Source organism: Devosia sp. 1566 (assembly GCF_004005995.1).
Classification (GTDB): Bacteria; Pseudomonadota; Alphaproteobacteria; order Rhizobiales; family Devosiaceae; genus Devosia.
Genome location: NZ_CP034767.1, coordinates 755,575 through 780,645, shown reverse-complemented (window position 1 = coordinate 780,645; position 25,071 = coordinate 755,575). Strand labels below are relative to the sequence as shown.

General features: G+C 62.5%; 25 protein-coding genes and 2 tRNA genes. 19 read left to right on the top strand and 8 right to left on the bottom strand.

Annotation, left to right across the window (positions count from 1 at the left end; translation table 11 throughout):
- Positions 1-6: 6 nt before the first annotated feature.
- From ELX51_RS03810 to ELX51_RS03785, 6 genes are all read left to right on the top strand, one after another.
- Positions 7-954, top strand: a complete 948-nt coding sequence (locus tag ELX51_RS03810) for a tripartite tricarboxylate transporter substrate binding protein (protein WP_127752264.1) — start codon at positions 7-9, stop codon at positions 952-954.
- 2 nt (positions 955-956) lie between these two features.
- Positions 957-1,487 carry a tripartite tricarboxylate transporter TctB family protein gene (locus ELX51_RS03805; protein WP_127752263.1) on the top strand — a complete coding sequence of 177 codons (531 nt, stop codon included), beginning with the start codon at positions 957-959 and terminating at the stop codon, positions 1,485-1,487.
- Entirely contained in the window at positions 1,484-2,983 is a 1,500-nt protein-coding gene (locus ELX51_RS03800) for a tripartite tricarboxylate transporter permease (protein WP_127752262.1), read from the top strand. The genes ELX51_RS03805 and ELX51_RS03800 overlap by 4 nt, the downstream gene beginning before the upstream one ends.
- A 20-nt stretch (positions 2,984-3,003) precedes the next feature.
- Positions 3,004-3,882, top strand: coding sequence for a dihydrodipicolinate synthase family protein (locus ELX51_RS03795; RefSeq protein WP_127752261.1), 879 nt, complete (start codon positions 3,004-3,006; stop codon positions 3,880-3,882).
- On the top strand, positions 3,879-4,628 hold the full coding sequence (locus tag ELX51_RS03790; RefSeq protein ID WP_127752260.1) for an aldolase/citrate lyase family protein: 750 nt from the start codon (positions 3,879-3,881) through the stop codon (positions 4,626-4,628). The genes ELX51_RS03795 and ELX51_RS03790 overlap by 4 nt, the downstream gene beginning before the upstream one ends.
- Before the next feature lie 99 nt (positions 4,629-4,727).
- Positions 4,728-5,636, top strand: a complete 909-nt coding sequence (locus tag ELX51_RS03785; protein WP_127752259.1) for a PfkB family carbohydrate kinase — start codon at positions 4,728-4,730, stop codon at positions 5,634-5,636.
- A gap of 39 nt (positions 5,637-5,675) precedes the next feature.
- Here ELX51_RS03785 and ELX51_RS03780 read toward each other — a convergent pair whose 3' ends face one another.
- A complete protein-coding gene (locus ELX51_RS03780; protein ID WP_127752258.1) occupies positions 5,676-6,407 on the bottom strand; it encodes an SDR family oxidoreductase in 732 nt (243 codons plus the stop codon).
- A gap of 118 nt (positions 6,408-6,525) precedes the next feature.
- On the opposite strand from ELX51_RS03780, the gene ELX51_RS03775 reads away from it, so the two are divergent.
- The 7 genes from ELX51_RS03775 (at position 6,526) to ELX51_RS03745 (ending at position 14,783) form a co-directional block, all read left to right on the top strand.
- The gene (locus ELX51_RS03775) at positions 6,526-6,927 is read left to right on the top strand and encodes a helix-turn-helix domain-containing protein (RefSeq protein ID WP_127752257.1); all 402 of its coding nucleotides are present in this window, start codon (positions 6,526-6,528) and stop codon (positions 6,925-6,927) included.
- Between the two features lie 161 nt (positions 6,928-7,088).
- Positions 7,089-7,457 carry a hypothetical protein gene (locus ELX51_RS03770; RefSeq protein WP_127752256.1) on the top strand — a complete coding sequence of 123 codons (369 nt, stop codon included), beginning with the start codon at positions 7,089-7,091 and terminating at the stop codon, positions 7,455-7,457.
- A gap of 370 nt (positions 7,458-7,827) precedes the next feature.
- Positions 7,828-8,877: an HWE histidine kinase domain-containing protein gene (locus tag ELX51_RS03765; RefSeq protein ID WP_127752255.1), complete on the top strand. Its 1,050-nt coding sequence runs from the start codon at positions 7,828-7,830 to the stop codon at positions 8,875-8,877.
- Between the two features lie 147 nt (positions 8,878-9,024).
- Positions 9,025-9,696 carry a response regulator transcription factor gene (locus ELX51_RS03760; protein WP_127755167.1) on the top strand — a complete coding sequence of 224 codons (672 nt, stop codon included), beginning with the start codon at positions 9,025-9,027 and terminating at the stop codon, positions 9,694-9,696.
- A 92-nt stretch (positions 9,697-9,788) separates the two neighbouring features.
- Positions 9,789-11,162, top strand: coding sequence for a HAMP domain-containing sensor histidine kinase (locus ELX51_RS03755; protein ID WP_127752254.1), 1,374 nt, complete (start codon positions 9,789-9,791; stop codon positions 11,160-11,162).
- A gap of 577 nt (positions 11,163-11,739) precedes the next feature.
- Positions 11,740-13,128, top strand: coding sequence for a putative sulfate exporter family transporter (locus ELX51_RS03750; RefSeq protein ID WP_127752253.1), 1,389 nt, complete (start codon positions 11,740-11,742; stop codon positions 13,126-13,128).
- 674 nt (positions 13,129-13,802) lie between these two features.
- Complete coding sequence (locus ELX51_RS03745) at positions 13,803-14,783, top strand: LLM class flavin-dependent oxidoreductase (protein ID WP_127752252.1); 981 nt, start codon at positions 13,803-13,805, stop codon at positions 14,781-14,783.
- Positions 14,784-14,866: 83 nt separating this feature from the next.
- Here ELX51_RS03745 and ELX51_RS03740 read toward each other — a convergent pair.
- Positions 14,867-14,941 (bottom strand) — tRNA-Gln (locus ELX51_RS03740).
- A 171-nt stretch (positions 14,942-15,112) separates the two neighbouring features.
- On the opposite strand from ELX51_RS03740, the gene ELX51_RS03735 reads away from it, so the two are divergent.
- The 3 genes from ELX51_RS03735 to ELX51_RS03730 all read left to right on the top strand — a co-directional run bounded on the left by ELX51_RS03735 (position 15,113) and on the right by ELX51_RS03730 (position 15,926).
- A tRNA-Pro gene (locus tag ELX51_RS03735) sits at positions 15,113-15,189 on the top strand.
- A gap of 110 nt (positions 15,190-15,299) precedes the next feature.
- Positions 15,300-15,437, top strand: a complete 138-nt coding sequence (locus tag ELX51_RS19915) for a hypothetical protein (RefSeq protein WP_164854737.1) — start codon at positions 15,300-15,302, stop codon at positions 15,435-15,437.
- A 162-nt stretch (positions 15,438-15,599) separates the two neighbouring features.
- Complete coding sequence (locus tag ELX51_RS03730) at positions 15,600-15,926, top strand: hypothetical protein (RefSeq protein WP_127752251.1); 327 nt, start codon at positions 15,600-15,602, stop codon at positions 15,924-15,926.
- A gap of 128 nt (positions 15,927-16,054) precedes the next feature.
- On the opposite strand, the gene ELX51_RS03725 is transcribed toward ELX51_RS03730, so the two are convergent.
- The 4 genes from ELX51_RS03725 to ELX51_RS03710 all read right to left on the bottom strand — a co-directional run bounded on the left by ELX51_RS03725 (position 16,055) and on the right by ELX51_RS03710 (position 20,359).
- A complete protein-coding gene (locus tag ELX51_RS03725; protein ID WP_127752250.1) occupies positions 16,055-17,254 on the bottom strand; it encodes an amidohydrolase/deacetylase family metallohydrolase in 1,200 nt (399 codons plus the stop codon).
- Positions 17,255-17,338: 84 nt separating this feature from the next.
- Positions 17,339-18,169: a carbohydrate ABC transporter permease gene (locus ELX51_RS03720; protein WP_127752249.1), complete on the bottom strand. Its 831-nt coding sequence runs from the start codon at positions 18,167-18,169 to the stop codon at positions 17,339-17,341.
- A complete protein-coding gene (locus ELX51_RS03715; protein WP_127752248.1) occupies positions 18,166-19,041 on the bottom strand; it encodes a sugar ABC transporter permease in 876 nt (291 codons plus the stop codon). Before ELX51_RS03715 ends, ELX51_RS03720 begins: the two co-directional genes overlap by 4 nt.
- A 76-nt stretch (positions 19,042-19,117) precedes the next feature.
- Entirely contained in the window at positions 19,118-20,359 is a 1,242-nt protein-coding gene (locus tag ELX51_RS03710; protein ID WP_127752247.1) for a sugar ABC transporter substrate-binding protein, read from the bottom strand.
- Positions 20,360-20,539: 180 nt separating this feature from the next.
- On the opposite strand from ELX51_RS03710, the gene ugpC reads away from it, so the two are divergent.
- Both ugpC and ELX51_RS03700 read left to right on the top strand, forming a co-directional pair.
- Complete coding sequence (gene ugpC, locus ELX51_RS03705) at positions 20,540-21,625, top strand: sn-glycerol-3-phosphate ABC transporter ATP-binding protein UgpC (protein WP_127752246.1); 1,086 nt, start codon at positions 20,540-20,542, stop codon at positions 21,623-21,625.
- Positions 21,625-22,545 carry a MurR/RpiR family transcriptional regulator gene (locus ELX51_RS03700; protein WP_127752245.1) on the top strand — a complete coding sequence of 307 codons (921 nt, stop codon included), beginning with the start codon at positions 21,625-21,627 and terminating at the stop codon, positions 22,543-22,545. The genes ugpC and ELX51_RS03700 overlap by 1 nt, the downstream gene beginning before the upstream one ends.
- A 61-nt stretch (positions 22,546-22,606) precedes the next feature.
- Here ELX51_RS03700 and ELX51_RS03695 read toward each other — a convergent pair whose 3' ends face one another.
- The gene (locus ELX51_RS03695; protein ID WP_127752244.1) at positions 22,607-23,221 is read right to left on the bottom strand and encodes a biotin transporter BioY; all 615 of its coding nucleotides are present in this window, start codon (positions 23,219-23,221) and stop codon (positions 22,607-22,609) included.
- 84 nt (positions 23,222-23,305) lie between these two features.
- Here ELX51_RS03695 and ELX51_RS03690 point away from each other — a divergent pair, with 84 nt between their 5' ends.
- Positions 23,306-24,217 carry an MBL fold metallo-hydrolase gene (locus ELX51_RS03690; protein WP_127752243.1) on the top strand — a complete coding sequence of 304 codons (912 nt, stop codon included), beginning with the start codon at positions 23,306-23,308 and terminating at the stop codon, positions 24,215-24,217.
- On the opposite strand, the gene ELX51_RS03685 is transcribed toward ELX51_RS03690, so the two are convergent.
- Positions 24,173-25,018 (bottom strand): DUF1499 domain-containing protein, encoded by an 846-nt coding sequence (locus ELX51_RS03685; protein WP_127752242.1) that lies wholly within the window; start codon positions 25,016-25,018, stop codon positions 24,173-24,175. The genes ELX51_RS03690 and ELX51_RS03685 overlap by 45 nt on opposite strands.
- Between the last annotated feature and the right edge of the window lie 53 nt (positions 25,019-25,071).

Below are 25,071 nucleotides of genomic sequence, written 5' to 3'. Positions count from 1 at the left end.
AGAACCATGAATACCCGTCGTTTGATCATCAAGGCCCTTGCAGCCACCGCGCTTACGGGCGTCGCCTTTTCGGCTCCGGCCTGGGCGCAGGACAGCTTTCCGTCCAAAGACATCACGTTTGTCGTTCAGGCTGCCGCCGGCGGCGCCTCTGACCGGACCTCGCGCGCTATCGCCGCGGAGCTTGAGAAGGACCTTGGCGTTAGCGTCATCGTCGAGAACCGCCCCGGCGCGACCGGCACAGTGGCCTTCGCCCATGTGGCCGAGCAGCCGGCTGACGGATACACGATTGGCTTCGGTCCGGTGGAATTCGCCATCGCCGAGCACCTCGGCTATGACTTCGACCGCGCCGACTACACCTACCTTGCTCAGGTCATGAACAGCCCGGTAGTTCTCGCGGTGCCCGCTAACAGCCCTTACAACACGCTGAGCGAGTTCATCGAAGCGGCCAAGACCACGGAAATGTCGGTATCCAACTCCGGCGCCGCGTCCTCCTTCGCTGCGACGACCTTCACATTGGCCAAGCTGACCGAAGCCAAGCTGGTAGGCGTACCCTTTGACGGCGGCGCACCAGCCGTGGCCGCCGCTCTAGGCGGCCATGTCAACGCCGTAACCGCCGGTGCCGGCGAAACCGCAAGCGCCTTTGCCGATGGCTCGCTCAAGGTCCTCGCGATCTTTGCCGAGGAAGCGCATCCCGCCTTTCCAGGAGTGCCCACCGCCAAGGAGCAGGGTTACGACCTTACGTTCGGCGCTTGGGGCGGCGTATATGGACCAGCGGGAATTCCGGACGACGTGAAGGCAATCCTCGAGGAATCCATCAAGAAAGCGGCCTCCTCGCAGACTTTCCTTGATGCGATCACGCCTGCCGGCATCCTGCCTGTTTACAAGACTGGTGAGGAGTGGAAGGCGTTCGTTGACGCCGAAGCTGCTCGCTATGCCGAAGTTCTGGCGCCCTGATCGTGGCCGAGCTTGAACAGCTCGCAACTTCGTCCGGCGGCACCCCGCCGCTGGACGAAACAATTGCCGAGCCAGATTACTCTGCCGCTCCTTCCCGGCGCCTTGAGATCGCCATCGCCGTAACGGCGCTGATGTTGTCGCTGCTGGCGCTGTGGCTATCGCGCAATATAATCCTGCGAATGGGCGGCGGCGGGGTCGACCCCAAATGGTGGCCGACACTGTTGTCCGTGCTCGCCGCCGGTCTTGCAGCGATCCTGGTCGGCATGTCCTTTTTGGCTCCCCCGATGAGCCGGGGCGAGGTTGAAGCGACCGAAAAAGACGGCTGGATCCGGATGCTGGTCGCTCTGACCCTGAGCGCCATCTACGTCTTTGCCTGGTCAACCATCGGCTATGTCATTCCGACCCTCGTGTTCACCGCCGCCCTGCTGTTCCTGTTCGGGCTGCGCAGCTGGAAGGGGCTGGTGATCTTTTCCCTGGCAACAACCGCGTTCATTTACGGCCTGTTCCATTATCTGCTGAAAGTTCCCCTATGAGCGCCCTTCTTGACGGCGTGCTTGCCGTCTTTGAGCCAAGCGTCATGCTGTGCCTGAGCATCGGCGTGGTGGTTGGCATGCTGGTGGGTATGTTCCCCGGCATCACGGCCACGATGGCCGTGGCCTTGGCCAGCGGTTTCACCATGACGCTGGAGCCCGTGCAGGGACTGGCCGTCCTGCTCACTATCTATGTGGCGGCCAATTTCGGCGATCGCATCCCCTCCATCCTCATCAACACGCCCGGCACGCCCGCCTCCATCGCGACCACCTTCGATGGCTATCCCATGGCCAAGAACGGTCAGGCCGGTTTGGCGCTGATCGTTTCAGCGCTGGTTTCCGCCGTCGGCATTGTGGCCAGCATGGTGCTCTTCGCCGGCGCTGCAGTGCCGCTGGCCCAGCTGGCACTCCGGTTCGGCCCGAGCGAGATGTTCGCCGTCGTGGTGCTGGCCATGACCATCATGATCTCGATCTCGTCCAAGTCGATCACCAAGGGCTTGCTCGCGGGCATTATCGGCCTGTTTATCGCCACGATCGGGCGCGACCCGATCACTGGCGACGCCCGCTTCACCTTCGGTATCCGCGAGCTCAATGGTGGGCTCGATTTCATTGCGGTCATCATCGGCCTGTTCGGTATTGCCGAACTGCTCGATCAGTTGCTTACCCATCGCAATCATGAAGTAAAGCCGATCTCGGCGCTGGGCCGATGGTGGCCAACCAAAGCCGAATACAAGCGCATCGCCAAGCCTACCGCCATATCGGGTCTGGTTGGCCTCGTGGTCGGCATCATTCCGGGAGCAGGCGGTGATATTGCCGGCTTGCTCGGCTGGGATCGGGCCAAGGCTGCCTCCAGCACCAAGGCAACCTTCGGCAAGGGGAATATCGAGGGCGTTGCGGCTGCCGATACCGCCTCCAGCGCGACGCTGGGCGGCTCGCTCACCACCACGATGGCCCTCGGCATTCCGGGCGACTCGGTCATGGCAGTGATGATCGGCTCGATGATCGTCTGGGGCATCCAGCCGGGTCCCAGCCTTTTCGTCAATGAACCGGCCCTGGTCGCAACCATCACGGCCATCATGGTTCTCGCCACCTTCATCACGCTCGCCATCAATCTGGTGCGCATGCCCATGATGGTGAAGCTGCTCGACATGCCCAAACCCTATATCTGGGCGACGGTCTTGGTCTTTTGCATCGTCGGCACCTACGCTACGACCAATAACCTGTTCACCGTCTGGGTGATGCTGTTCTTCGGTGTAGTCGGGCTGATCCTCAAGCGCTGTGGTATTCCCGCGGGCCCCATTGTGCTCGGCCTTATCCTCGGCCCCCTTGCAGAATCCAATCTGCGGCGCTCGCTGCTGATCGACGGCCCGACGGGCCTCATCGACAAGCCTATTTCGGCCACGCTGATCGGTCTCGCCATCATTGCCGTTATCGCCGCTCTCGGCTCCCCACTCCTGGCCCGCCGCAAGGCCAAGCGGGCCAAAGCCAATCCGTCCTGATTTTACCTGAAAGTATTTCCATGCCCAAAAAGCCCATTATCCTGACGGCGCTCCCTGTCGCTTTTGCCGACGACGGCTCGGTATCGCCTGAAGGCAACACCGCCATCATGCGTAAATGCGCAGCCTCTGGCGTGGACGGCGCCTTTGTACTTGGCACCACTGGAGAGTTTCCCTCGCTCAGCGAAGACGAGCGCCAGGCGCTCACCCGCCTCAGCCTCGACATTCTGGGCGACAAGCAGGTGGTGGTCCATGTCGGTGCCGCCAGTCTTTACCAGGTCGAGCGGCTGATCCAGCAAGCGCGCGCCGAAGGCGCAAAGTATGTCGCCGCCATCACACCCTATTTCCTGCCGTCTACAGAGGAAGCCCTGCGCCAATTCTATGCGCATATCTCGGACATCTCGGACGGCCTCGGCGTCTTTGTCTACATCTTCAAGGCCCGCACTGGCATCACCGTGTCACCCCAGCTCATGGCCGAGCTTGCGAAGCTTCCCAACATCATCGGTGTCAAGATCAGCGGCGAATCCCTCGAAACGGTCGGCACCTATCGGCAGCTCTTGCCACCCGAGTTTCTGGTGCTGACCGGGTCGGATCGCGAGATCGGCAATCTCGACCAAGTCGGGGCCGATGGCGTGATCTCGGGCATTGCCTCGGTCTATCCCGAACCTTTCGTCGCCATGGCGGGCGCGGTTGCCCGCGGCGAAACGGACCGGGCGGAATTGCAGGCCGATGTTGAGGCAGCTGTGGATGGTTTGCTCGGCGACATCGAACGGCTCAAGACTGGCTTGCGCCTGCAAGGCATTCCGGCCGGCCGGGCGCGCATGGCTGTCGGCCTGCCCGATGCCGAGGCCCTCGCCACCATCGAGGCCCTCCACACCAGGTTCGGGACACCCGCACAATGAGCCTCAAGCAACGCTTCACCAGCGGCGAGATGAGCTATGGGGCCTGGACGGGATTTGCCGACCCGCAGGTCGCGCAGATCATGGGGCGCGCCGGGTTCGACTTCATTTGTGTCGATCTGCAGCACAGCTTTGTCACCATGGCCCAGCTCAGCCCTTTGCTCGATGCCTTGCACAAGGCTGACTCGCCCGCTGTAGTGCGCGTGCCATGGAACACGCCGGACCTCATCATGCGCTCGCTTGATCTGGGGGCCGAGGCAATCATTGTGCCCTTGGTCAACAATGCCGAGGAGGCTCGTTCAGCCGCGAACGCCTGCCGCTATGCCCCCGCAGGCAACCGCAGCTGGGGACCGATCTGGCGCAATGTGCGCGCGAGCATACCCCAGGCACCCGAAGGCGATGCCGCCGCCACTTGCCTCGTTATGATCGAGACGGCCGAGGGCCTCGCCAATGTCGATGCGATCCTCGCGGTCGACGGGGTCGACGGCATCTATATCGGCCCCAACGACCTCTCGCTCAGCATCGGTCTCGAGCGCAAAGGCTATCTCGAGTCGGACAAATTGCGCGAAACTATCCTGCATGTGATTGCCCGCGGCCGCGCCGCCGGCAAGATCGTCGGGATCGACTGCGGCGGCCCGGAACAGGCGCATTACTGGCGTGACCAGGGCGTGAGCTTTGTTATTTCGGCCAACGATTCGGACCTCATCGCCCAGGCTGCCAGTGCTATGGCCAAGTCGAACCGGGCCTAACCGTGCCGGTGGACGACCATCGCCGAACCGAGCACCGACCCTCGGGCCCGTGCACCACCTGCGCCTGTGCTTCCGCCGGACCGTATTGAGTAGCCGCCAATGTCCCAGGTTCCCCACATTGTTTTCGCCGGCGCGGCAACCATGGACATGATCTTTGCTGTCGACGCCCTGCCCACCGCGCCGGGCAAGGTGCTGCCCAAGGCGATGATCCAGGCGGCACACGGCATGGCAACGAGCGCCGCGATTGCTGCGACTCGCCTTGGGGCAAGAACTTCGCTCATTACCCGGATCGGCGATGACAGCATGGGCGACCAGTTCGTTGCCCAAGTCACAGCAGAGGGCGTCGATTGTGAACACATCCGGCGCTTTGAGGGCGTTCCCACGCCCCTCAGCGCGGTCATTGTCGACCGCAGCGGCGAGCGATTGATCCTGCCCTACTATGACAAGGGTCTCAGGGTTGATCCGGATTGGATCCCCGAGACTCTCATTCAGTCGGCAGATGCCGTCCAGGTCGACATCCGCTGGCCAGAAGCCGCCACGAAAGTGCTTTCCCTTGCGCGGGGAGCCGGCAAGATCGCCGTGCTGGACGCCGATACCGGGCCGCCCGAGGTGATCCTTGCTCTGGCTGCCTTGGCGAGCCACACGGTTTTCTCGGCTCCAGCGGCAATGCTGGTTTCTGGCACCGACTCCGTTGCAGCGGCCACACGCGAGTTGACCGGCCGCTTTGCCGGCTTTGTCGGAGTTACGGACGGTGCCCAAGGTTGCTTTTGGCTGGAGAACGGCAGCCTGCACAACCTGCTGCCCCCTGCGGTGGATGTTGTCGATACGCTGGCGGCGGGCGACGTTTTTCACGGCGCCTTTACGCTGGCCCTCGCCGAAAGCCGCAGCATTCCAGAGGCTGTTGCCTTCGCCAATGCCGCCGCGGCGCTTAAATGCACAGTCTTCGGCGGCCGCCTCGGCTCGCCGAACCGCGCATCCGTACTGCGCTGCCTCGCGCAAGGGTTATGATGAGGCAGCGAAACGTAGAACCGCACATCGTGATAAACCTCAAACCTGTGCCATGCCGCCGTCGACTGGCAGCTCGGCTCCCGTGACGAAACTCGCCTCAGCGCTGGCGAGGAAGAGAGCGGCGGCGGCGACCTCGTCCGCACGTCCCATGCGTCCCAGCGGGATCATGCCCGTCAGGATCGCCCGCATCTCGTCGGAGGCGGACGCAAACATCGCCGTGTCGGTGGGACCGGGACTGACGACGTTCACGCGGATGCCTCGCGGTGCGAGCTCGTTGGCCCAGGTTCGGGCGAACGAGCGGACCGCGGCCTTCGTCGCTCCGTAAGCCCCGTAGCCTTTGGTGCCAATGTCGCCGGCGATGGAGCCCACCAGAACGATTGAGCCCCCAGCGCCCATGTGACCTGCAGCGCCCTTGGCGGCGAAGACAAGTGAGCGGACATTGAGCCCGAAGGTGCGGTCGAAGTGTTCCTCGGTGAAGCCGTCGAGGGTGGCGAACTCCGAAAGGCCCGCGTTGAACACAAGGATGTCGATACGCCCGGCGTCCCCGTAGATCCGGGCGATCGCCGCTTCGAGATCGGCCGGCTGGGAGGCGTCGGCCGATACGGAGCGAATCGAGCCTGTCCCCACCGACGTGGTGGTCCCTTCAGTTTTGGCGGATCGGCTGGTGGCATAAACGTTCGCCCCCTCCTGCGCGAAGCGATGGGCGATCGCGCCTCCGATACCTCCCGAGCCACCAATGATGAGGACTGTCTTATCTTGGAGTTTGGTCATATCTCATCCATCTGATGTTGATGGACGGAGCAATATAGATCCTATATCTACGGTCAATTACGCACTGCCTTTAGCGTAGATATCGCGGAGTATACCTTTGTCCAAAGCCACGACGGAGATGCGCACCTCCCAACGATACCCCCGTGCGCCTGCTCGGCAGGCGCCCGACGAAGCTCTGATCGACGCGCGCACGACGCGGCCGATCCTGGAGCAGATCGCCAACAAGTGGTCGGTGCTGATCCTGACAGTCCTATGCACGCGACCGTCGCGCTTCAACGAGATCATGCGACGTCTCGAGGGCATCACCCACAAGGCGCTGGCGGATGCGCTGAAGCGATTGGAGCGAAACGGCCTCGTCAAGCGCACAGTTCTGCCAACGACGCCCGTCGGCGTCGAATACACGATCACCCCGCTTGGTCGTTCACTGCGGGAGCCGTTCCAGGCGCTTTACGCATGGGCGCTCGAGCGTGGTCCCGAGCTCGAGCAGGCCCAGGCCGACTTCGACCAACGAAACGAATAGATCGGTTCCAAACGGGAAGTAAGGCTCACGTCGGTGCAGCGTTGGGGCCGAGACGCCCGCCGGAAAGAATTCCACTGATAATGCGAAAGTGGAAATCACGCAATCTGGACGCAATGCTCGAGCGAGATGATGGGGATGTTCAAAACAGAAAGGAACATCCTATGCACAACAAGTTCATCACTGCCGCTGCAGCAATCTTCCTGGCCACGGCTTCCGCGAATGCAGCAGAATCCCTTCTCTCCGACCGCGAGGTTCATGGAAGGACTGTCCTTGATCTTACTTCGACATTGCACAGCCGTGGGATCGATGCCGAGCACGTCGAAGCCTGGGGCGACTCCATTCGTGTCGACGCGATCAAGGACAATGGCGAGCGCTACGTCGTCATGCTCGAGAAGGACACCCTTCGCCCGGTCAGCAACTCGCCCAAGCGCTCAGCCGTAGAACATACGAGCCCGGTCGCCGGTTTCAAATGGTCCCCACTACCGGCCGCGACCGCTGAATCCTTGGTCGGCCAGGAACAAGAGAATTAATGGGTTCCAGCGCTCAAGTGCCCTGCCCTGCTGCAGCCCACCTGAGCGCCTTCCCACCTCTTGGCAATCGCGTCCCGTGGAAAGGCTCAGGAACGATGTCCCCCGCGATCAGGGGTGCCACTGGCAAGCTGACTGTCCGAATAAAGAGCGTTGATGCAGCAGCCGCCCCATCGGGCGCCAGGAGGTGCCGACAAACGGCATCCCCCCCGGTCCAGGACTAGCTTGTCCAGTGCAGCGCGATAAGGCGTGATGCCTCCGCCACACTTCTTTCAACTGGGGAGTCGTCTCCGGTGATCTGCTGTTCGACACACGATTACAGTGATCCGCAGCTGTCAGATGCCTCCACATTACGGCCCCATATGGAGCGAACATGAACGATAACTACGACTTCGCCAGTCCGAACACTGGCGGCTGGACCGCCGCTGCGGCGGGATCGGTACTCCAGTCCGTCTTGCAAGATGCTGGAGTGGGAGTCTGGGCGCTCGATGTCGCCACCGAAACTCTCATTGCCTCAGAACAATGCAAGCTCATGTTCGGGCACCGGCCGGAAAGCCCGTTCAGTTATGACGACATGCTCTATGCGCTTGATGGTCAACATCGCAGAACCTGGCGCGAAGCCCTCGACAAGGCCATCGAGACCGGCGAGGAATTGGTTGTAGAGGTAAAACTGCAAACCCCTTTGCACCAGGTTCGCTGGATCGAGCTCAGGGGAAAGGTCAGTGGCGCCTTGATCAAGACCGCGCCCATCATCACCGGGGTTTTGCTCGATATCACCACCCGTCGCGAAGCCGACGAGCATCGAAAGCTGCTATCAAACGAAGCCAGACACCGGGCTAAAAACTTTTTCGCGCTTGCACAAGCAGTTGTCGCTCAGTCGATAAGGACAGCCGTTTCCCTGCAGGATGCCCAGGCTCGCTCCATGGGTAGACTGCAAGCCTTGGCCAGCGCTCAGGATCTTATTCCCGACCTCGGTTGGGGTTGCGCGGATCTGGCTGACGTCGTCGAGAAAAGCGTCTTGCCGTTCCAGGCGGACAACATCCATACGGCCGGCCCGCACGTTCTACTCGGCCCCAAAGTTGTTTCAACTCTGTCGCTGGCCCTCCATGAGCTTGCGACCAATTCCACCAAATACGGCGCTCTTTCGGCCTCGGGCGGATCGGTCGAGGTGTTCTGGACTATTGAACAGCAGGAGACTCTGATGCTGCGCTTCCGCTGGATCGAAGCCGGTGGCCCGGAGGTGGTCTTTCCGGTCCGAAGTGGATTTGGCTCACGTATACTCGGAGAGCTTGTCCAGCTAGAGTTACGAGCGACAACGAGGATCGACTTCCGTCCAAGCGGCGTGATCTACGAGATCGTGGCGCCAGTCGCGAGCTTGTGCATGGAGCCAGGGTCCGGGCAGTTGCCGCGAACCGGCGGTTAGGGCCGCTTTGAAGGCGGGCTTGCGTGATCCAGATGCCGGTCCGATCACTTTGCAGGAACCTTACAAAGACAGCGCTCTACCCGCAGAATCCGCAACATTACGGCAATGTCCGCGTCGCAAGCCATACAGGAACACAGGAGGCGGGCCGTGCGGATTTTGCTGGTTGAGGACGAACCCGATATGGCGGCCAATATCGCTCAGGCTCTTGGCCGCCAGGACATGATCATCGATCACGCGCCCACGATCGAGCTCGCAACTGAAGCCATTCTGGCAGGGGTTCACGACGCGGTCCTGCTCGACCGGCGCCTTCCGGACGGAGAAGGTCTCGACCTGCTGCCGGTGATCCGGAAACATCTGAAAGGCGTTCCCGTGATCGTGCTTTCGGCTTTGAAAACGAGCCCGGACCGCGTTGCCGGTCTGGAACTGGGCGCTGACGACTATCTCAGCAAGCCCTTCACCTTCGACGAGATGCTCGCACGGCTTAGGGCGGTGTTGCGGCGCAGCGCTGTTCTGTCGCCCGATGTCATTCGGGTGGGAAACGTCACATTTGACACCCAGTCGCGCCAGGCGGCAGTGAACGACGTTCTCCTGCCCTTGCCCAGGCGGGAGATGTTGATCCTTGAAACACTGATCCGTCGGGCTGGCCGGGCCGTGACCCGGGAAGGGCTGGAGGATGCAGTGTTCAACTTCGACGATGAGATTGCGTCAAATACGCTGGACGCCCACATTTCTCGGCTGCGTAAGCGTCTGACCCAGACGGGGGCTTCTGTTGAGATCCGAACCCTGCGGGGTGTCGGCCACCTTCTGAAAGCGCTTTGACGGTGGCTGCAGGACGCTCTCTGCGCAGGACGCTGACCACCAGGCTGCTGCTCTGGCAACTGGCGGCTCTGCTTACCATAGCTTTGAGCAGCGTGTTCTTTTTCTACTATATCGAGGACTATACCGGAGCCAAGTTCGACCTCGACATCTCCGAGATCCTCGCGGATAGCCTGGTGGCCGAGGGCGGGGCGCTCCGGATCGAGGATACCCAAGACCTTGCGGAAGTGCGCCGGTCATCGCCCAGGCTCTGGTACGTTGTTGTGGACGAGTTCGGGCGGCGGGTCGTCGGGGGCGAGGTTCCGCCACAAATGAACTCGCTGCTGGATGGGCTCGCTGACATCGAAAGCCTGGAGGTGCTCGGTTCAACCAGCGACTTCGATGGAGCCATGCTGTTTGAGGAGGATTCCCGGGTTGGGGACGTCAAGGTCATGTTCGGCGGCGGAGCGAGGCCGAGCTGGATCGCGGGCATGCTGTCCTTTGCCGGACGCGAAGTCGGCCCCCTGTTCGTGCTTCTCGTTGCGGTGCTCGGTGGTTTGACGATGCTCGTGGTTCCGCAGGTCGTGCGCGCCAGTTTATCGAGTCTGCGGGCCGTCGAACGCGTGGCTTCCCGGATCGACATCGAACAACGTGGCGTGCGGCTGCCGAGCGATGAGGTGCCCTCGGAGGTCGCGGCGCTCGTTAATGCGATCAATGCCGCTCTGAGCCGCCTGGACGATGGCTATGCCGAAAAGCAGCGTTTCCTCTCCGATGCCGCCCATGAGTTGAGGACGCCGATCGCCATCCTGTTGAACCGACTGGAGCTGTCCCGCAAAGGGGAATTCGACCATCGCGTCCTCATGGACGTACACCGGCTGGCCAATTTGGCCGAACAGCTCCTGGATCTGCAAAGGATCGAGCATCAGGAGACGGCGCCTCAGCCGGTGGAAATGGTGGCGTTGAGCCGCAATGTCATGGCCAACCTGGCGCCGCTGGCGATTGCGGCGGGGTATGATCCGGTCTTTGACACGGAGGTGGAAAGTTTGGTGGTGCTGGGCGATGCCAGCTCCCTTGAGCGTGGCCTGATCAACCTCGTCCAGAATGCGATTATCCATGCGGGCGGCGAGGGTGAAATCCTGCTGACGGTCCATGCGGACCGGTCGATCGCCATCAGCGACAGTGGGCCGGGTATTCCCGCAGATCGCCGGGATTGGATTTTTGAGCCATTCCATCGCATCAAGCCCATGAACGAAGGGTCCGGTCTTGGCCTGAGCCTGGTCAAGGAGATTATCAGGCGGCACAACGGCAGCATCTCTGTGGGCAGGAGCGATAACGGCGGCGCCAAGTTCCTCGTGCGGTTCAGCAAGGGCAACGAAGCGGCCTCGGCTAGTGGGGCAGCGAGGAAGGTGGGTGGTCCGCGTGAGGGGACCGACCGCTTGGACACCAGTGAGCCCCCGCTCCGATCAACTCGGCGAGAACCGCCGAACTGATCAACCCGTCGCGCCAGCGCCAAGGGCGATCACCACGCAATTGGGCCCGTTCATGGTTTGCGCACAAGCCGATCCTGCGTGACTATCCCGATCTCAAGGTCGAGCTCTTCTCCATTCAACCCATGCGATCGAGATCCTGAAGGCTGCCCGCGCGGTTTGCGGTCGGGGAACAGCTTTGAACGGGTGGATCGCAGACCGATAACTTCTGGGCAAAGCTCCAAAGGCGAAAACCTTTAGCGACAAGCGCTACCGGGATATCGACAAACTTAGTGTCGACGGCTCCTACCCGGAAGCCGGCAGCCACTTTGGACTTTGTCGATCGGTTCTGAACAGCCCTAGAGAATAGCAGCGGCGTACTTGGCCCCCCAGGTTTCCTCCGCTGCAAGCCGCTTTAGGTATAATTTGCGTGCTTGTGGCTTCGTCCGTCTTAATTCCCAAGACCTAGGCTCGCGCCCGACTTCGGACGGGCAGCGCCTCCAGCAGACCGCAAGCTCGCAACGTGCTGTGGAACCCGCGCCCTGCATTCGCCCTCGACCGCGCATGCCGCCGCGCTACAACTCTTTGGGGGATCATGATCATGACGGACACCACCGCGCCGGCCAAAGATGCCCCCCCGTCAGGCTGGCGCGAGCTATGGCGCAAGGAAGACTGGTGGGCCATCTGGATTGGCCTAACGGTGGTCGCAATAGGGTGCCTCTTGTTCTGGAGCGGGGGCAGCTTGCGCTGGCTGGCGGTGGTGCCGCCGCAGTGGAGCAACTTCTCCCAGGTAATCGACGACCTGGCGGCAAACTGGCCGCGCTACGGCGCGCTGTATCTGTTTTGGCTGGTGGCCTTCTCGCTCGCGCTCGCAGCGCTTGGCCAAAGTATTCGCGCCTTCGCACCCGCATTCACCCTGCTCTTCCTGGCGGCCTATGCCATCTCTGTGATCGGCAAGTGGGAGGAAGCGGTGCACTTCAATCTCGAGCCGCCCCTGGTCGCGCTTCTGCTTGGGCTCGTTATTGCCAACACCGTAGGGCTGCCGCGCTGGCTCGATGCCGGCTTCAAGGGCGAGTTCTACGTCAAGACCGGGATCGTGCTGCTCGGTGCCACCGTGCCGCTGTCGCTGATCGCCAAGGCCGGGCCCATTGCGATCCTGCAGGCTTCCCTTGTGTCGCTGACGACCTTCGGCGTGATCTATCTGGTGGCCGTGCGGCTTGGCCTTGACCGGCGCTTTGCCGCGACGCTCGGCGTGGGGGGGGCTGTCTGCGGCGTGTCGGGCGCCATTGCAGTAGCGGGCGCCGTAGGCGGCAAGAAGGAGGATACTGCCGTTACGATCACCATTGTCGTGCTTTGGGCGATCGTGATGATCTTTGTTCTCCCGCTCGTTGCCCGTGCGCTGGGGTTGCCAACCGGGATCGCCGGCGCCTGGATCGGCACCTCCGAATTTGCCGATGCCGCGGGCATTGCCGCGGCCCAGGCCTATGGGGGCTATGCCGGGCGGGTGGATGGTATTGCTGGCACCCCCGAACAGGCGGTACAGGCATTTACCTTGATGAAGGTCGTCGGTCGCGATCCCTGGATCGGCATCTGGGCCGTGGGGCTCGCCATCGTCGCGACCATGCGCTGGGATGCCCGTCCGGGAGGGAGCGCTCCCGATGTCGGCGAAATCTGGCGGCGCTTTCCCAAATTCGTGATCGGCTTCTTTCTGGCCTCGGCTGTGATCACCACGGTGACCACCCAATTCAGCCTTGAGGACTATAACCGCATCGTCATTCCCAACCTGATCGGGCCGATCCGGAATCTGTTCACCTGGACCTTCATCTTCTGCTTCTTCAGCATCGGCCTGACCACCCGCTTTCGCGACCTGGCCGCCGCAGGTCCCAAACCGTTTGGCGCCTTCACCGCCGGGGTGGCCGTCAATGTGGTCCTCGGTTTTATCCTCTCGGTTTATGTCTTTGGTTTTTACTGGGAAGCGCTGGGCCAATGAGCCTTCTTGCCCTCATCCGCAATGGGTTGGACGGCAGCAAGGCCCCGCACGAGACCTGTTTCTCCTGCGCACACTTCTGCAGTGATCCGGGGCGGCTTGAACGTGAATTGCCTGGGCTGACAGCGCTGTCCTCGGCGGCCGCATCGGTCCGGGCACAGGATGGGCTGTGCTTGAAGCACGACCTCCTCATCAACGGCAGGCGCCGATGTGCGTCATTTGCGACACCTGGAGCCTGATGCCGCCCCGATCTGCCCCGTTGTTCCCTTGGCTGGTATTGTCGACAAACCCGACCCGTTCTACGCAGTTGGAGCGGAGGTCGACTGAGTTTCCGGGGGCGGTCTCAACATGCAAAAACAGTATCGGTAGCCCACTGACTGAGACGGCTTCTGCAAAGCGCACCATTGCGGTCGTTGAACCCGTCATTTGCCATCCTAAAATCCTCCGTGCTGGTTCGGCGCCACGGAACGGCTGCCATGGGTCGTTAAGCGCCCGTTCCGCTCAAACTGCCTCCTCAGTATCTCGGATAGGCATAGGCCTGCTATGTTGACTTCGCCAGACACAAGCGCCTCCGCGATTGAACTGGTGCAGCAGCCCACCTATCTGGGGTGGATACGACGGTTTCCTTCGGCTTGGAGGGGATCGGACACTGTTTACTTTAGCCGAGGCATTTCAGGGTGATCCCACTTTCAATTCTCGAACTGGGTCGTGTGCGCGAAGGCTCTGACCGGCGCACGGCACTTGATGAGGCGCGGGCGCTTGGCCAGCACGCCGAAAAGCTGGGATATCGCCGGATCTGGGTTGCCGAGCACCACAACATGGCCGGTGTGACCACAGCGGCCACGTCACTGGTGATCGCCCATATCGCAGCTGGAACCAGCACGATCCGCGTCGGTGCCGGAGGCATCATGCTGCCAAATCACGCTCCCTATGTCATCGCTGAACAGTTCGGAACCCTGGAGACGCTGTTTCCGGGGCGCATTGACCTTGGCCTGGGACGCGCTCCAGGCACCGACCAGTTGACATTGCGCGCCTTGCGGCGCGATCCCGCCAATGCCGAGAATTTCCCGCAGGACGTCCTGGAGTTGCAGGCCTTTCTCGCCCCAGCCGGGCCAAACCAGCGGATTGAAGCCGTTCCTGGCTCAGGCAGCAATGTGCCGCTCTGGATTCTCGGATCGAGCCTTTTCGGTGCGCAATTGGCGGCTGAACTGGGTCTGCCCTATGGTTTCGCTTCGCATTTCGCGCCCCAGGCGCTGGATCAGGCCTTGGCGATCTATCGCGATCGTTTCAAGCCATCCGAACAGGCCGCCGCCCCCTATGCGCTGGTCGGCGTCAATGTGATTGCCGCAGAAACGGATGAGGAAGCGCGTTTCCTTGCCACGTCGCAACAGATGTCGTTCGCAGATATCTTCCGCGGACAGCGTCAGCTCATGCAGCCGCCGATCGATGATATCGACACCTATTGGACACCGATGGAAAAGGCCCAGGCCGGGCAGATGCTGGATTTCAGCGTCATCGGCAGCAGGGAAACCGTCCGTCGCGGCCTGCAGCAGATCATCGAGCGCACGCAAGCCGATGAGCTGATGATCGTGTCCGATATGTACGATCCGCAAAAGCGCTTGCGCAGCCTGGAGCTCACCATGGATGCCGCAACTTAAGGCATACCCGCGAAATCACAGGTTTCTGCTGACCGGCAAAATGGAACGGAGGCCAATGCCGTAAACGGGAGGTGAGAAAATCCTGGCTGGGGCGCTAGGATTCGAACCTAGGAATGCCGGTACCAAAAACCGGTGCCTTACCACTTGGCGACGCCCCAACTGCGGCGGTTCCTACACGCTTTGCCGGCACTGTGCAACACGCTCGGGCGCCACTCAATTTGCTTGATCGAGAGTGCTTGAATGCCTTGCCCGCCGCGGCTATAAAGCCGCCAACGCGAGGGATAACGGCCCAGCCAGGGGCTCGCACCAGCAAACCCCGGACGTTCTGACGGAGTATAGCGCAGCCTGGTAGCGCACCTGCTTCGGGAGCAGGGGGTCGAGTGTTCGAATCACTCTACTCCGACCAACCAAACCGGGCCTCTCAGGAGGTCCGGTTTTTTCTCGCCGTTCCCTGCGAACTTGGCTTCCCTGGCGCCGGTATTACCGTGTTCGCGTTCGGCCGGATGGAGAAGGTGCATGGGCGCAGCAATAGCGATCGGGCTCGCTATTGGAGCCGCAGTCGGCCTGACAGTGCTGGACAATCTGGCGGTCGGCGTTGCCGTCGGCTTAGGCGTTGGCGCAGCTTTAGGAGCGTTGCTCGGGAACAAGTCGTAAGCAGCACGCGCGAAGGATCGACCGTTCCTGTGCCAGCCGCCCCCTTCCCTATCGCCTCGCGGCACCATCCCTGCCGCCCTTACGCCTCGCGAGAATCCTGTTGCTAAGTAGATGCTCGGACCAGTAGGGCTGGGGCGCAGTTCTGCAACATTGAGGGATATCATGAAGAAGTGTTCGGCAGTCATCGCATTGGCGATGCTGTGTGCCAGCGTGGTGACGGCGTCGGCGCTCGACCGCAAGGTCAAGATCAACAACAAGACGTCCTATGTGATCACCGAATTTTACGCCTCCAACACTGGTACCGAAAACTGGGAAGAGGATATTCTGGGCAGCGATGTGCTCGCTTCAGGCTCCAGCGCCATGATCAATATCGATGACGGCAGCGGTTACTGCAAATATGATTTCCTGGCCGTGTTCGATGATGGCGACCAGCTCGTCTCGGCCAACAACAATGTCTGCGAACTCGCCGAATTCGATTTCACCGAATAATCCAGGCAAGGGAAAGCAGCCCGGGGGATCGCGGGCTGCTTTCTTTTTGGTTCGGCCTGTTCAACTTGCCGGCAAGGCAGCGCCCGGGAACCGGCGCCGCAGCCAGGGGCAAGCCCCTGCCCTACCCTCTAATGGGCGTGGTGATGCCCGCGCAAAAAGGCTTCTTCAAACGGCCGGCGGCTGACTTCCATTTCCTTGCCCGCCAGATAAACCGCCTCGGGCTGCAGCAGGGTCGAGCCTTGCCGGCGGGTGCCGACCACATCCTCGAACACATAATTGCTGTCGTACTCGCGCAGCACGGTGATGTCGGCGGGCGCGCCGACCCCCAATTGCCCCAGTTCGGGCCGGCGGATCGCCAGCGCCGAGCGGCTGGTGGACATGCCGATGACTTCAGCCAGGGTCAGCCCGCAATTGAGCAACTTGCTCATGGTATGAAGCATGTCATAGCCCGGTCCTTCCACAGCAATCACATGGACATCCGATGAGATCAGGTCCGGCTTGAAGCCGTCGCGCAGTGCCGTTTCAGCCGTGTCATAGCCAAAGGCCCCCATGCCATGGGCGATGTCGAACAACACGCCGCGCTCGCGGGCGCGCCAAACGGCATCGAGCACCTTGCCATCCTCGCCAATGGCCGAATTGGGATCGGGGCGATAGCAATGGGTCAGGATATCGCCCGGGCGCAGCATATCGACGACGTCGGAATAGCTGGGTGGCGGGGTGCCGATATGGGTCATCAGCGGCAGGTCGACCGCTTCGGCGGCTTCGAGGGCCAGTTCCAGCGCCCCCAGGCCCAGATCGCCGGTGACGATGCCGCCAATGCGCACTTTGACCCCAATGATGCGGTCGCGATTGGCCTCGATCTTTTCCACGCACCGGTGCACCGGCAGCATGGACCGTGCCGTGGCTTCGCCGATCGACACATCCTTGTCGAAGCCGAAAATGCCCGGGAAGGAAATGTTGAGAAAGGCGAGGATGCGATAGGGCGAGTGGTTCATCACATAATCGCGGAACCCGTCATAATTGCCGGCGCCGGCGCTGCCGGCATCCACCAGCGTGGTGCAGGCGGAGCGGCGGGCGATGAAGCCAGGATCGACGCTGAGCGACGTGGCCTTATGATAAACATGGGTGTGGATGTCGATGAGCCCGGGCGCGACGACGCACCCCGCCACATCCCGCACGGCGGCCGTGCCGGCCTCGATGGCCGGCGCCACGGCGGCAACCTTGCCGGCCTTGATGGCAAGATCGAACTGGCCATCGATGCCATTGCGTTCGTCGATGACGCGCCCGCCCTTGAGCACGAGGTCATAACTGGTTCCGGGCAAAGCCATCGGAAAGCTCCTTGAAGTGTGCCGCTCGCGGGGTGGCCCAGGCGAGCGGCGATCGGGTGAACAGTGGTTGGTGGGGGTGGCGCCTTATTTCACCGCGCCCAGCGCCAGGCCGCGCACGAGATAGCGCTGCAGCCAGGCAAAAACGATGGCGATGGGAATGGTGGCGACGAAGGCTGCGGCCATCACATGGTGCCATTCCACCGTGTAGCGGCCCGCCACCAGCGAGAACACCTGGATGGGCAGGGTATAGCTCGCCTGATTGCGCAGCATGGTCAGGGCAATGACGAACTCGTTCCAGGCATTGATGAACGAGAAAATCGCGGTCACCGTTACGGCCGGCAGCGCCAGCGGCAGGAACACCTTGCGCAGCGCCTGCCAGGGGGTGGCCCCTTCCATCCAGGCGGCCTCCTCGAGATCCTTGGGAATGGTCGAAAAATAGCTCTGCAGCATCCACACCGAAAAGGCGATGTTGAAGGTCGCGTAGACGAACACCACGGCATTGAGATTGTCGAGCAGCTTGAGGGCGACCAAGAGGCGGAACAGCCCGATCACCAGCACGATGGGCGAGAGCATCTGGCTGATCAGCAGAAACTGCTGCACAAAGCCCTTGCCGGTGAAGCGGAAGCGGCTGAGCGCATAGGCGGCCGGGATCGAAACGGCAATCGACAGCACGGTCGAGAGCACCGCGACATAGATGGAGTTCCAGAGGGCCGCCCCAAAATTGGTGGCGTTCCACATGGTCACGAAATTGCTCCATTGCGGATTGCTGGGCCACCAGGTGGGGCGCAGCACTTCGCTGGCCGGCTTGATGGCGGTGATGAACATCACCGCAAAGGGAAACAGCACGGCAATGATCAGCGGCGACAGGATCAGCCAGGAGATGATCGAGCGGCGCAGCAGGCGCGAAGTCTTCATTCCCGCTCTCCCTGCATGGCCAGCCGGACATAGATGATGGTGAAGAACAGCAGCAGCGCAAACATCAGCAGCGACAGCGCCGAGGCCTCCCCGAGCTTGCCGAAATTAAAGCCCAACTTGTAGAGGTAGGTGACGAGGATATCGGTCGAATTGGCCGGCCCGCCCTGGGTCGTCGCCCAGATGATGGGGAACGAGTTGAACACGGTGATCGTGTTCATCACCACCGCGATGTTGATGAAGGGCCGCAGCAGGGGCAGCGTGATGGTGCGGAAAATCTGCCAGCCGCTGGCCCCTTCGAGCCGCGCGGCTTCATAAAGATCGTCGGGGATCGCCGACAGGCCGCCAAGAAAGATGGTGGTGGTGAAGGGGATCGAGACGAGAATGCCGATGGCGATCTGCATGGGAAAGGCGGTACCCGCCTGCGCCAGCCACTGGATGTTCTGGTCGATGAGGCCCAGGCCCATCAGCGCGGAATTGAGCATGCCGCTTTCCCCGCTCAGCGCCCAGCGCCAAACAATGGCGGTCATGGTCAGCGACACCGCCCAGGGCAGCATGATGATGACGCGGGCGAGGCCGCGGCCATAAAAATCCTCGTTGAGGATCAGCGCCACGGGAATGGAAACGAGGATGGTGCCGGCGACGATGCCGACGGTCCAGATCACCGTGCGCCAGAGCGAGGCGAGGAACTGCGGATCGGCCAGCACGGCCATGAAGTTGTCGGGGCCGGCAAAACCGCGCAACTGCCCGAAGCGATTGACATTGCTGATCGAGATTTCCCCGATCTGGAACAGCGGCCACAGGATGATGAAGGCGGCCAGCAGGAATGCAGGAGCGATCAGCACATAAGGGTTGGTGAAGATCGACCGGTTCATGCGCTGGCTGGACCTTGTTGTTGGTAGCGAAAAAGACGGGGCGGCCGGTTCGGTCCGCCGCCCCGCACTGCAGATGCTAGTTGTTGGCTTCGATGATGCCGTTGATCTCGGCGGCGGCCTGGTCGAGTTCGGCCTTGATCTCGCCCTCGCCCAGATAGATGCGCTGCAGCGCATTGGAGGTGGCGGCGGCCATTTCTTCCCAGCCGGCGATCACCGGCGCAAACTGGGCGCTGGGCAGCAGGTCGGTGAAGGCCTTCAAGTCAGCGTTGTCAGCAAAGAGCGGCATGGCCGCTTCTTCGGCATTGACCGGCAGGAAGCCTTCGTTCTCGTCGAATTCGGCCCGCTTTTCGGTGGTGAAGAGGAAGTCCATGAACTTCCAGGCCGTGTCCTTGTTCTGGCTGTTCTCGAACATGATGATGGAGTCGGTAACGCCATAGGTGCCGCGGTCGCCATTGGGGCCGGCGGGAATGGCGGCAACGCCATATTGCAGGTCGGGCGCTTCTTCCTTGATCTGGTTGGCAAGGAAAGGCGCCGTGATCATCATGCCGATGCGGCCCTGCTTGAAGAGGTTCTGCACGTCTTCGCGGTTGAGCGAAGTGACGCCCGGCTCGGTCAAGCCGCCATCGATCAGGTCCTTGTAGATCTGCGCGGCAGCATAGGCCGCTTCGGTGTCGAGGCCCGACGTGCCGTCTTCCTCTATGAGAGTGCCGCCCTGCGACCAGAGCGCATAATAGAAGTAGACGTCGGTCTCGATTTCCTTGCCCTGCAGGCCAAAGCCATAGGCATCGCCGCCGAGTGCCTTGATCTTTTCGGCGGCGGCCTTGAGCTCGTCCCAGGTGGCGGGCGGCTCGGCAATGCCGGCTTCCTCGAACAACGACTTGTTATAATACATGGCGCGCGCCGAGGCGGCGATCGGCAAGCCATAGGTCTGGCCTTCCATCACCGAGGGGCTGAGGAAGGTATCGATGAAGCGGGCACGGAAGTCGTCGGTGATGTAGTCGTCGAGCGGGGCGGCAATGCCTTGGCTGACATAATCGATCAGCCAGCGGGTGCCGATAATGGCGAGATCGGCATTGGCGCCACCGGAAATATCGGTAGTCAGCTTTTGCTGCAGCACATCCCACGGCACCACTTCGATCTGGATGTCGGTGCCGGGATTGGCGGCTTCGAATTCGCTGGCGGCCTTTTCGAAATAGGGGCCGGTCTTGGAGCTGTACTCGGCGACGGTCACCCGGACCGTCTGGGCATACGAGGCGCTTGCGAGCGCGATGGCAGCGACGCCGGTCGCAGTCGCGACTTTCAACCAGTGCAACGACATGAACATTCCCTTCCCATTGTGGCAGGCCTGGAAGGTTTGCCTCAGCGGACCTCCCCTTTCGCCTCGTGATAGATTTTTTCATATTCGAGGAAGTTTCAAGTGAATTGTGACGGCAATGTTGCTTTATTACATTGCCGGGGTAACCTGACGGGACAAACCCAAGGTGAAGGGAGAGGTGAGATGGCTGAACTCAGCTTGCAGAACATTGAAAAGCGCTACGGCCCGACCCGGGTTCTGCATGGGGTCTCGCTCGACATCAATGATGGCGAGTTCATCGTGCTCGTCGGCCCCTCGGGCTGTGGAAAATCCACCTTGCTGCGCATGATCGCGGGCCTCGAGGAGATCAGCGGCGGCGACCTCTTCATCGCCGGCGCGCGCACCAATGACGTGCCGCCGCAACAGCGCGACATCTCCATGGTGTTCCAGTCCTATGCCCTCTTCCCCCATATGAATGTGCGCGACAACATCACCTTTGGCCCGCGCATGCGCCGCGAACAATCCGAGGCCACCCAGCAGGCGCTGGGCCGTGCCGCCTCGATCCTCAATCTCGGTGATTATCTCGATCGCACCCCTGGCCAGCTTTCGGGCGGGCAGCGCCAGCGCGTTGCCATGGGCCGCTCCATCGTGCGCGACCCCAAGGTGTTCCTGTTCGACGAGCCGCTCTCCAACCTCGACGCCAAGCTGCGCGTGCAGATGCGCACCGAGATCAAGGCGCTGCACCAAAAGCTCGGCACCACCATGGTTTACGTCACCCACGACCAGATCGAGGCCATGACCATGGCCGACCGGATCGTCGTCATGAATGGCGGGCGCATCGAGCAGATCGGCGCGCCGCTCGAGCTCTATGACCGCCCCGTCAACCGATTTGTCGCCAGCTTCATCGGCTCGCCCGCGATGAGCTTTATTTCCGGCACCTATCGGCGCAACTCTCTCGGCATGGCCATCGAGCTTGCCGATGGCGGCCTGCTGCCGGTCAACCCGGTGGACGCACCCGATGGCACCGTGGTGGATGTCGGCATCCGCCCGGAAAACTATGTCCTCCTCGACAACGGTCCCCTGCAGTTCCAGACCGAAGTGGTGGAAACCACCGGCCCCGAAACCCATGTGTTCGGGCGCATCGCCGGCGCGGAAGTGCGCTGCGTGTTCCGCCTCCGGCTCGATCCGGCCACCGGTACAGTGCTGCGCCTGGGGGCCGAGCCCGGCCACATCCACATCTTTGACGCCACGACCGGCCTGCGCCTGCCCTCCACCGCCACGGTGCAGTGATGGCTGGCAAGCCGGGGGCCAAACCGCTTGCGCCCCAGCCGCGGATCGACATCATTGCCCGGCTCAAGGCGCGGCTCGAGGAGGGCAACCGGGCCGAAGTGCGGCTCGTCGAGGTGATCCTTGGTGACATGCACTTCGCCACCACCGCCCCCATTGCCGAGATCGCCGCCCGCGCCGGGGTCAGCGAGCCCACCGTGACCCGGCTCGCCCGCTCGCTCGGCTTTGCCTCCACCCGCGACATGAAAGTGCATATGGCCCAGGCCCTCGCCCTGGGTGGCGCCTATCTGCGCGCGGCCGAAAGCACCGAGGCTAACCACAATTCCCAGCAGGTGGTCTCGACCATCTGCAGCCGCGCCCATTCGGCGCTCGATCTCATCAGCGTTGCGCTCGCCAATACCGATGTCACCGGCCTTGGCCAGCAAATCGCCGGCGCCAAGCGCATCATCGTTTATGGCACCGGCGGCAATTCCTCCATGGCCGCGGTGGAGCTGCAGAATCGCCTCTTTCGCCTCGGGCTCAACAGCACCGCCTATGCCGATCCCCAGCTGCAATCCATGAGCGCTTCGGTGTCGGACAAGCACACCGTGGTGGTGGCGTTTTCCACCTCTGGCCGCGTGCGCTCGATCCTCGACGCGGTGGCCGTCGCGCGCCAATATGATGCCACCTGCATTGCCATCACCAAGCCCGGAACGCCATTGGCGGGCGCCGTGCAGCACCTCGTCCCCTTTGTGTTTGAGGAAGACCAGACCCAGCTCTACAAGCCCTCGTCCTCGCGCTATGCCATGCTGGCCGTGGTCGACATTCTTGCCATGGCTGCCGCCGAATCCATCGGCCCCAAAGTGCTGGAGCTGCTGCGGCGCGTGCGCCAAAGCCTCACCACGATCGAGGCAGGCGAGCCCATGCAGCCCATCGGCGACTGAGCGAAGCCCAACAAAAAAGCCGGCCCCTCGGGACCGGCTTTCGCATTTCTCTGTGCAGCGCTTAGCGCTTGGACTGCAGCAGCTTCCAGGCGCCGGTCACGGTCAGCGCGGCGAGGGCCATCTTGAGCCCGTCCCAAACGATGAACGGCTCGACAGCGCCCTTCCAGGCGGAAGCCAGCACATTGGACTGGTCGATCCAGCCGGCCTGGCCGGACAAAACCAGCAGCCAGGCAAAGCCCAGCGCCAGCAGCACCGCTTCGCCAGCCAGCATCGCGCCCAGCATTGGCATGACCTTGCGCGACGCACCGCGATCGGCAGCCCAGCCGATGATGGCAGCCATGGGCAGGAAGCCAAGGAGGAACCCACCCGTGGGGCCGGCGAGATACAGCATGCCGCCGCCGGCAGCGAACACGGGCAGGCCCATCGCGCCCTGCAGCAGGTAAAGCGCCACGGTGGCAACGCCGATGCGCAGGCCAAAGGCACCCGCCAGAGCGGCCACGGCCATGCCCTGCAGGGTCACCGGCACAGGCCAGACCGGCACATTGATCTTGGCCGCTGCCGTGATCAGCAGCGTGCCCAGCACGACGGTCGCCAGATTGGCGGCCAGCTTGGCCGTGCCTGTCTGTGGCTGGATCGCGCCGAGGAGCGTATTGGGCGTGGTCAAGGTCACGGCCATTTCATACCTTTCTGCAGATGATGCGGCTTCCGCTCGGGGAGCCATATGGTTGTCCAGTCTTAGTCTTTCGCCCTAGTGAGTGCAATGGCAACACCTCCCAAGCTCGTGTTCGAGCGCAGCTTCGATTCCCAGACCGGCAAGACTGTTGCCGTGGCCCCGGGCCTGATGCGCGTCACCGCGCCCAATGCCAGCCCCTATACCTTCACCGGCACCAATAGTTTCCTCGTCGGGCACGAGCAGCTCGCCCTCATCGATCCGGGTCCCGATGATTCGGCGCACCGCACCGCACTCGAGCAGGCCATCGCCGGGCGCCCGGTGAGCGCCATCATCCTCACCCACACCCATCGCGACCATAGCGCTGGCGCCGCCCAACTGGCAGCCGAACTCAACGCGCCGCTCTGGTTTGGCGGGGCGCATCGCCTGTCCCGCCCCTTGCGCGCAGGAGAAACCAACGCCCTGCGCCGCTCCTCCGATTGGGAGCTACAGCCTGACAGGGTATTGAGGGACGGGGAAACCATCCTGGCCGGCGACCTCGAGCTCCTGGTGCATACGACGCCGGGCCATTGCGCCAACCACCTCGCCTTTGGCCTTACCGGCACCGACACCGTGCTGACAGGCGATCACGTCATGGGCTGGAATTCCACTCTCGTCGCGAGCCCGGACGGTTCGATGGCCGATTATCTCCAGTCGCTGGAAAAGCTCATCGCCCTGCCCTATCGCCGCTATGTTCCCGCCCATGGCGGCCCCATCGAAGATGGTCCGAGCTATGCCAGGGCGCTCCTCGCCCACCGGCAGGAGCGCAACCGACAGATCATTGCCGCGGTGGAGCAAGGCGCCCGCTCCATCCCCGCCATTGTGCGCGCGCTTTATCCCGATGTGTCCCTGCCCGTGCGCCGGGCCGCGGCCATGACTGTGGGCGCGCAACTGGAATATCTCGCCGATCTCGGCCGGTTACGGCTCCGATCCGGCCTCCTCGGCCTCCGCGTCAGTCTCTGACTCGCCGGTCTCCTCGGCCTCCGCATCCACCGGCTGGGTGGTGCTGGGATTGTCGCGCAGCAGCACCGTCACTTCGTCGTCTAGCGCGCTGAGAAACGTCTCGATGCGCGTGCCATTGCTGCCAAAATCATGAAAGGCATGCAGCGAGGCCGACCGCATGTCGACGCGCGAGCCTTCGGGCCCGGCCTCGATGCGGAACACCGCTTCCTCGCGCCAGCCCGGCCAGGTCATGATCTGGGCATTGATGCGCCCGGGCTCGCTTCCCAGCGGCGGGCGTTGCAGGCGCAAATCCCAGCCCAGGCTCGTCACCTGGCGCAGCACCACTTCATAGGCCTGCTCGGGCGTCAGCGGATATTCGCGCGTTTCCACATTGGGAAACAGCGCCGCGATCTGCTCGCGCGTCAGCGTGCGCGGCGGCGGCATGGCGGCGGTGCCGGGCTCGAACACCAGGGGCATGGCGCCCCGGTCGATCGTCGCGATATCGGTCACGGGCGGATAGGTCAGCGCCAGATTGCCGTACCAGGCGAAGGGCGCCAGACACAGCAGCCCCATCACCAGCCCCCCAAGGGCGCGGTTCCAGCCTTGGTCGCCGCTCTGCCACAAGCGAGCCAGCGCCACGATGGCCGTGCCGACCGCCAGCACGGCGATGATGCAGGCGAGCACCATGGCCACGAGGAACAGATCCCCCGTCAGCCAGCGCAGCCGGTGCATCACCACCGGGATCACCAGCACCGGCACGGCCAGCCCCCCAAGCCAGCGCGCCCAGATAGCGGTCTTTGAAGTTCTGATCAGAATGCGCACTTGGCCGCCGGTCTTGAATATGGTGCGAGCTGAGCGCGCATGTCTTGCGAAAG

Bases quoted from the DNA above. Each gene is read 5' to 3' on its own strand.
- ELX51_RS03810 (WP_127752264.1), top strand. From the start codon at position 7: ATGAATACCCGTCGTTTGATCATCAAGGCCCTTGCAGCCACCGCGCTT.
- ELX51_RS03800 (WP_127752262.1), top strand. From the start codon at position 1,484: ATGAGCGCCCTTCTTGACGGCGTGCTTGCCGTCTTTGAGCCAAGCGTC.
- ELX51_RS03795 (WP_127752261.1), top strand. From the start codon at position 3,004: ATGCCCAAAAAGCCCATTATCCTGACGGCGCTCCCTGTCGCTTTTGCC.
- ELX51_RS03790 (WP_127752260.1), top strand. From the start codon at position 3,879: ATGAGCCTCAAGCAACGCTTCACCAGCGGCGAGATGAGCTATGGGGCC.
- ELX51_RS03785 (WP_127752259.1), top strand. From the start codon at position 4,728: ATGTCCCAGGTTCCCCACATTGTTTTCGCCGGCGCGGCAACCATGGAC.
- ELX51_RS03780 (WP_127752258.1), bottom strand. From the start codon at position 6,407: ATGACCAAACTCCAAGATAAGACAGTCCTCATCATTGGTGGCTCGGGA.
- ELX51_RS03775 (WP_127752257.1), top strand. From the start codon at position 6,526: ATGCGCACCTCCCAACGATACCCCCGTGCGCCTGCTCGGCAGGCGCCC.
- ELX51_RS03770 (WP_127752256.1), top strand. From the start codon at position 7,089: ATGCACAACAAGTTCATCACTGCCGCTGCAGCAATCTTCCTGGCCACG.
- ELX51_RS03765 (WP_127752255.1), top strand. From the start codon at position 7,828: ATGAACGATAACTACGACTTCGCCAGTCCGAACACTGGCGGCTGGACC.
- ELX51_RS03750 (WP_127752253.1), top strand. From the start codon at position 11,740: ATGACGGACACCACCGCGCCGGCCAAAGATGCCCCCCCGTCAGGCTGG.
- ELX51_RS19915 (WP_164854737.1), top strand. From the start codon at position 15,300: ATGGGCGCAGCAATAGCGATCGGGCTCGCTATTGGAGCCGCAGTCGGC.
- ELX51_RS03730 (WP_127752251.1), top strand. From the start codon at position 15,600: ATGAAGAAGTGTTCGGCAGTCATCGCATTGGCGATGCTGTGTGCCAGC.
- ELX51_RS03725 (WP_127752250.1), bottom strand. From the start codon at position 17,254: ATGGCTTTGCCCGGAACCAGTTATGACCTCGTGCTCAAGGGCGGGCGC.
- ELX51_RS03720 (WP_127752249.1), bottom strand. From the start codon at position 18,169: ATGAAGACTTCGCGCCTGCTGCGCCGCTCGATCATCTCCTGGCTGATC.
- ELX51_RS03715 (WP_127752248.1), bottom strand. From the start codon at position 19,041: ATGAACCGGTCGATCTTCACCAACCCTTATGTGCTGATCGCTCCTGCA.
- ELX51_RS03710 (WP_127752247.1), bottom strand. From the start codon at position 20,359: ATGTCGTTGCACTGGTTGAAAGTCGCGACTGCGACCGGCGTCGCTGCC.
- ugpC (WP_127752246.1), top strand. From the start codon at position 20,540: ATGGCTGAACTCAGCTTGCAGAACATTGAAAAGCGCTACGGCCCGACC.
- ELX51_RS03700 (WP_127752245.1), top strand. From the start codon at position 21,625: ATGGCTGGCAAGCCGGGGGCCAAACCGCTTGCGCCCCAGCCGCGGATC.
- ELX51_RS03695 (WP_127752244.1), bottom strand. From the start codon at position 23,221: ATGGCCGTGACCTTGACCACGCCCAATACGCTCCTCGGCGCGATCCAG.
- ELX51_RS03690 (WP_127752243.1), top strand. From the start codon at position 23,306: ATGGCAACACCTCCCAAGCTCGTGTTCGAGCGCAGCTTCGATTCCCAG.